The sequence below is a fragment of the Helicobacter pylori genome (assembly GCF_014496485.1).
GTDB lineage: Bacteria > Campylobacterota > Campylobacteria > Campylobacterales > Helicobacteraceae > Helicobacter > Helicobacter pylori_DD.
In genome coordinates this window covers 53,701-60,015 of the sequence record NZ_JACTAX010000011.1, presented here as the reverse complement: position 1 = coordinate 60,015, position 6,315 = coordinate 53,701, and the positions used below count along the sequence as shown (strand labels likewise).

Here is a 6,315-nt window from a genome sequence, read left to right as displayed (position 1 = left end):
CATCGCTGATAATACTGCTCTTTTCAAGAGTGGGAATGTAGGTCGGTGCAGGGATAGGGAAATGTTTTTTAGTCTTGCTTTTTATCTGATTTCATTATTGACTCATTGTTTTGTTTGTTTGGGGGTTTAATGTTTTATTGTTTTATTTAAAGGTTTTAGTTTGCTTATTTTGTTTAAGTTTTTTTATTGTTTTTAATGATTTGATAACACGCATTGGTATGTTTTACTTTGTTTAAGAAGCTTGTTTTTATATAGTATCGCTATTTTTTAGTTTCTTGGGTTTTTATCCCTATATAATTAGTGTAAGATAACAACTATAATAAATAAATTTGAAAGGGTAGTCAATGTCTAGTGGTTTTAAAATGTTAAAAAGTCAGAGTTAAAGAATGGCACTGAACCTGAATTAATCATTATGGGACGGCTGAAAAATTCGCTAAATTGAGAGCGAGTAACCCTAACTTAAAAAGAACAATAGCTTTCACAGAAGCAGAAAGAGCTGACTTGAGCGCTGCGGGTCTATCTAGGTTGTATGAGCATATGACGGAGGGTCAATGCGGAACTATTTCAGCATTCAGGGGAAGTTATACTAGAGAAACCAATATGAAGCGGACTAAACACCTCAAGTTTCTCTTAAGAGCGTTATACCATGAAGTGGGATTTATTACTATTCAAGGTTCTTGCCAAGAAAAAGCTAGCGATATTCCTAGTAATGAAGTTTCTTTTTTGTCTATACGCTCAAAGACCATCGCTTTGATTTAAGAGCAGAACTCATCAAATTAGGAAACAAATTCGAGCAAGACAGCATTGCGTGGTGTCCTGAAATGGTAGAAAAAGGCGGTAAGGTTTATGCTAGATTTAGTCTCATTTGCACCACACCAAACCTTGATGGGGTTGAGGCTTATGGCTTCTCTAGCAAAATACACAGGAAATGTAAATTCGGTCAGTTAATAGGAAAATCAGAGCTTGTCAGTTTTGGTAAAGATATGAACCCTAGCGCTAAATCATTCCAAAGTGCTTATTCAAAAATACACGGAAAGAAGTTCTTTTTCTACAAACCCACACAAATAGCCGAAAACACCTTACAGAGTTTAAAAGCCAAACTTGACGCTAATGAAATGATAGACAGATTGAATGGGGGCATAGTAGGGATTATGAGTTATGTGGATATGAAAAAGGCGTTCAGGTTGGATAGCGTTCTAGGAACTAACCCATGAAAAATTTCAACATTACAAGCGATAAAGTCAGTCAAAGTCTCATCAATGCTATGAAAACTTACAAAATCAAACCGACTTTAAAAACGACCTTAAGTGAAGCTATGAATAACCCTAACTTAAAGGCGTTTGATGAGCTGACTAAAAAAAGAAAAATACAGCATAACCGCTCCTTTCTAGATTGTATAAACATCTATATAACGATGAGTGCTTGTGTCTTTCAGCTAACAGAGAGTTTAAGTTGATCTTATGGCAAGATGACGGGTTTGATACCGCCGCTGATATGATTGTGGATTATTATAAGTGGGTCTGTTGGTGCTATCCTTTCTAAATACCTAATGAGCGATGCAGAGAATGTCCAAAGAAACAAGGAATGAGAAGCGGATATTAAAAAGCTATACCCAAAAATCGGTTATATTAAAGTCAATGGCGTTTATCAAGGCAGTAAAGAACCTAGCTTTCTTATCTACGCATTAGGTGCGGATTTATTGACAATTGTTAGAGAGTTAGGATATAAATACGAACAAGATAGCGTGGTGTATTCTACTAGCAACAGCTCTGAAGCGTGGTTGTATTTCACTACCCTTTAAAATCCGCATTCTTTGAGAAAAAGGAAGGGTGAAGGTTATAAGCCTTATAAAAGGGGTCAAAAAATTAAGATTGCTAACCACATCAATATTGACCAAAATTGAGAAAGCCCCAACTCCCCTAAATTCTTAAAGAATTACTCAGAGACTTTTAAACACATCATAGCTTTTATGCGAAAATCTTATAGAGCGGTATCTGTTGATAGCGTAACGATAAAATCCATTAAAGCCAAGCTAGGGAAAAACCATTGCCATATAGTGAGCGGTAGCTACCAAGTAGGGAGTGTGCGTGAAGTAATCTCTAGGTTCAACACTAAAAAACCCTTTTTTATTAGACAGCGTGCTAAAAGCCAATCAATTTGACACTGGCATTGAGTTGAGCGTTTGAGTTGTGGTAATAAGGTTAGTCTTAAACATGCTAACATGTCAAATTAGCTACATAAGGGTAAGTTATCTTGTCTCTTTTAGCGATTTTGTGATTTGCAAGGAAAGATTTATGGATGAAATTAAAACGCTGTTAGTGGATTTTTTTCCGCAGGCAAAGCATTTTGGGATAATCTTGATCAAGGCTGTCATTGTCTTTTGTATAGGTTTTTATTTTTCGTTTTTCTTACGGAACAAAACCATGAAACTTTTATCCAAAAAGGATGAGATTTTAGCGAATTTTGTCGCGCAGGTTACTTTTATCTTAATCCTTATCATCACCACAATCATTGCGCTCAGCACGCTAGGCGTGCAAACCACCTCTATTATCACTGTTTTAGGAACGGTGGGGATTGCGGTGGCGTTGGCTTTAAAAGATTACCTTTCAAGCATTGCTGGAGGGATAATCCTTATTATCTTGCACCCTTTCAAAAAAGGAGACATCATTGAAATCTCTGGCCTAGAGGGCAAAGTAGAAGCGCTTAATTTTTTTAACACTTCTTTACGCTTGCATGACGGGCGTTTGGCGGTTTTACCCAATAGAAGTGTTGCTAATTCTAATATTATTAATAGCAATAACACGGCGTGTCGGCGCATTGAATGGGTCTGTGGGGTAGGGTATGGGAGCGATATTGAACTGGTGCATAAGACTATAAAAGATGTTATTGACTCAATGGAAAAAATTGATAAAAACATGCCCACTTTTATTGGGATCACGGATTTTGGACAAAGTTCATTGAATTTTACCATTAGGGTTTGGGCAAAGATTGAAGATGGGATCTTTAATGTGAGGAGCGAACTCATTGAACGCATCAAAAACGCTCTAGACGCTAACCACATTGAAATCCCTTTCAACAAGCTAGATATTGCTATTAAAAATCAAGATTCTTCTAAGTGATTGGTGTGAGACGCATTGATTGCAGTGATACTTAAAATTTAAAGGAGACCTTATGTCAAGCGATTTTAAAAACCTTTTCATCGGTGCGGATAATTCTAAACGCACCAAGTTAGCTTAATAGCGAAAAAAACCCTATCCATTCTAACTCGTTATCATCTCTCATTGATGCCCGCCTTTAAGGAATACAAGGAAGCTAAAAGCCAACTACCTCTCTTTAAAATCTCTGTCAACTCTAACCAACCCCTATCCGCTCAATTGAACGAGTATGATAAGAAAAAGTCAGCGTTAAGAGCCGTTTTAAACACAAGGTCAAAAAGAGACAATAACCTGGTGCATTATGATGATTTGACTATGGCTCAAAAAATGAATACCACCGCTTTATCTATGAGCCGATTATGCGATCGGATGCTAAACTGCCCAGTAGCAGTTATCTCTGGTTATAGAACTTATAACGATAAAGCCATTATTGCGGATTATGGATTAAAAGAAGCCACCAAGATTTTAGAACTGAATGCGACAACAGAGGGCGAGAAAAAAGAGGAAGTTGAAGCCCTTTTAAAACCCTTTATGTTCACTAACGCTGATAACGAAAAAAGAACCAAGTGGTTGAGAAAAAAGCTAGACCTATACAAGGGCTACATAGGATACAAAATTGTTAAAGGTTATACAGAGAAGCAGGTATGCCACAAGCTAATATAGAAACTAGCTTCATTTGTTTTGAACTCAAACCATTCCATAATAAAAATCAGTTCAAAGACATCATAGTGAATTTGGGTAGGGAGTTCAACCAAGACAGCATTATTATCAACAGCCCTAAAGATAAGCGTGGGGCTGTATTCACTTTAATATGCACTACCCCTTACCCCTACTTGATGCTTGATGGGGAAAAAACAAGACTTAGAGAACCCTTTGCTGAATTAAAAGACCCTAAATTTAGGAACTCTATCGCTGATGAAGCCTTACCTAATGGTCAGTCAAACCCTGATTTTTTGATTGCTTTCACGGAGTTTATGCGTAGCATTGCTAAACACAGCTACAGCGAAACTAAAAAAGATAAAATCAAAAGAGATGATAAATCTAAATCCGCTAGGTTTGGGTTCTCTACCTATGAAAGTATAGCAAGAACTTATAAGGCAACCGAACAAAAAGACATTATCGCTAACAGTGTTCTTGCTAAATTAAAAGCCAATTTGATAGAGAACGGACAGAGAAAAATAAGAGGAACTAGGGGTGGTTGGGAAAATTGGAGCAAGTGGGTTCCTGGATACTCCTATGACTTGAACGCTTCCTTTACTATGGATAGCGTTCTAGATAACACATACAAACCCAAACCCCTTAAAACTAATCAATTTGATACTAACGCTGGGTATTGTTCCATTAACGAACAAGACCTACTCAATCAGTTCATCAATGTGAGCACGAAACTATCCCACGACACCTTATTAGCGATAAGACAAACAGAAAACATAGACCTAGTTTATGCTTTGATTAAAGACACCACTTATAACAGCTTGAATAAGCGCTATGATTTTATCTTTGAGATTGATAAAGCGGTGAGGATTTCAATCAGCTAGTCATTGAAGTCCCCCAAATCCGTCCTTAAGAATGCAGAACTCAATCAAGTTAAAAATGCATTGACCTCACAAATTTGTAACGGAGCGTATAGTTTCAGGGGTGGTGAGTGTGAAAAATAAAGCTCTTGGTTTTTGTCAAATGGGTTTCTAGCGTTTCATTAACTAGGAGGTGCTTTGGGATATTCCCCTTTAAGCACTTTAAAATCTCTCTAAACGCTCTAAAAATCAGCACACCAAAATCAAAGTTTTAAAATCAAAGCTTCTTAATTTTATTCTAAAAAAATAAATGAGAGCAAACCCAACAAACCGCTTTATTATGACCCTATAAAAATAGGGGGGAAAGCGAGATCTGCAATTAATCTTGCTGGATCCTTATGGCTGTGGGCGTGGATAGTTCTTCTTCGGTAGGGATTCTTAAAAAATCGCTATTACCCACTTTTCTTGTTTGTTTCACCATAGGCTGAGAGGGCGTAGCGATAGATTCCAAACCCGCTCCACCGCTGTTTCTTTCAGCACCGGTTGCAATGATAGTAACGCGCACATGATCAATGGGGATACTCTCGCTCGTGTGTTGGCCAAACTTAACATCAACATCTTGATTGGCTCGTTCTTGAATAGATATGCAAGCTTGAGAATAAGCATACATAGGATAATCAGGGTGGTGCTCAAAAAAGACAATAATGCTCTTAGCCCCATCAATAGAAGCGTCATCAAGAAGAGGCGATTGGATCGCATTTTCCACTGCTAATTTAGCGGATTCTTCGCCAGTGGCCTCACCAATACCCATTAACGCAAAGCCTTTAAAACCAAGAGCGCTTTTTAAATCGGAAAAATCAACATTAATATCACCGGGTTTAGTGATGATCGTAGAAATGCCGCTCACAGCCCTAACCAAGACATCATCAACTTCTTTATAGCATTCTTTGGTGCTGGCATTTTTTTTCATGGTCAAAAGAATTTTATCATTAGGGATAACCAAAATAGAATCGCTAGATTGCTCCAACTCCTTTAACCCCTCTTCGGCTTTCTTGCTTTTTTGAGACCCTTCGTATTTGAAAGGCTTAGTAACGATAGCAATCGTGAGCGCTCCCACTTCTTTTGCGATTTTAACGATAGTAGGGGTGGCTCCAGTCCCAGTCCCTCCTCCAAGCCCTGTAGAGACAATGACTAATTTGGCGTCCTTAATCGCTTCTCTAATTTCATTAGCGCTTTCTTCAGCGGCTTTCCTACCAATATCAGGAACCCCTCCAGCGCCTAAACCTCCAGTAGACTCTTTGCCTAAAAGGATTTTAACCGGAGCGGGATTGTTTTTGAGATGTTGGCCATCAGTGTTCGTCGCAATGGGGGTAACATCTTGATGCACGCCGTATTCAACCAAGTGTTTGATCATGTTAGACCCCCCACCTCCAACACCGATGACGACAATCTTAGCCCCTTTATAAGCTGGATCGCTTACTTCTTCAATGCTCGCTTGACCGATATTATAATTTTCCATCTCTGATTGATGAACCATAGCCACATTCCCCTTGAGATACGATTTTTGCAAATCTTAAACTTTGATAAATAGCTAAAGGATTATACCATGTTTTCTGGCTTTTGATAACTATCAAGGCGTTTTTATC

The 6,315-nt window shown here is 38.1% G+C and carries 6 protein-coding genes; 5 read left to right on the top strand and 1 reads right to left on the bottom strand.

Annotated features, from left to right (window positions below; all coding sequences use genetic code 11):
• Positions 1 to 821 precede the first annotated feature (821 nt).
• The 5 genes from IC572_RS06545 to IC572_RS06515 all read left to right on the top strand — a co-directional run bounded on the left by IC572_RS06545 (position 822) and on the right by IC572_RS06515 (position 4,693).
• Complete coding sequence (locus tag IC572_RS06545; RefSeq protein WP_232261193.1) at positions 822 to 1,214, top strand: hypothetical protein; 393 nt, start codon at positions 822 to 824, stop codon at positions 1,212 to 1,214.
• A gap of 755 nt (positions 1,215 to 1,969) precedes the next feature.
• Positions 1,970 to 2,161 (top strand): hypothetical protein, encoded by a 192-nt coding sequence (locus IC572_RS06530; protein WP_187855501.1) that lies wholly within the window; start codon positions 1,970 to 1,972, stop codon positions 2,159 to 2,161.
• 133 nt (positions 2,162 to 2,294) lie between these two features.
• Positions 2,295 to 3,119, top strand: coding sequence for a small-conductance mechanosensitive channel MscS (mscS, locus tag IC572_RS06525; RefSeq protein WP_000343463.1), 825 nt, complete (start codon positions 2,295 to 2,297; stop codon positions 3,117 to 3,119).
• A gap of 165 nt (positions 3,120 to 3,284) precedes the next feature.
• Positions 3,285 to 3,818 (top strand): hypothetical protein, encoded by a 534-nt coding sequence (locus IC572_RS06520; RefSeq protein WP_187855499.1) that lies wholly within the window; start codon positions 3,285 to 3,287, stop codon positions 3,816 to 3,818.
• Positions 3,800 to 4,693, top strand: coding sequence for a hypothetical protein (locus IC572_RS06515; RefSeq protein WP_187855497.1), 894 nt, complete (start codon positions 3,800 to 3,802; stop codon positions 4,691 to 4,693). The genes IC572_RS06520 and IC572_RS06515 overlap by 19 nt, the downstream gene beginning before the upstream one ends.
• Before the next feature lie 355 nt (positions 4,694 to 5,048).
• Here IC572_RS06515 and ftsZ read toward each other — a convergent pair whose 3' ends face one another.
• Positions 5,049 to 6,206, bottom strand: coding sequence for a cell division protein FtsZ (gene ftsZ / locus IC572_RS06510; protein WP_079336012.1), 1,158 nt, complete (start codon positions 6,204 to 6,206; stop codon positions 5,049 to 5,051).
• Positions 6,207 to 6,315 lie beyond the last annotated feature (109 nt).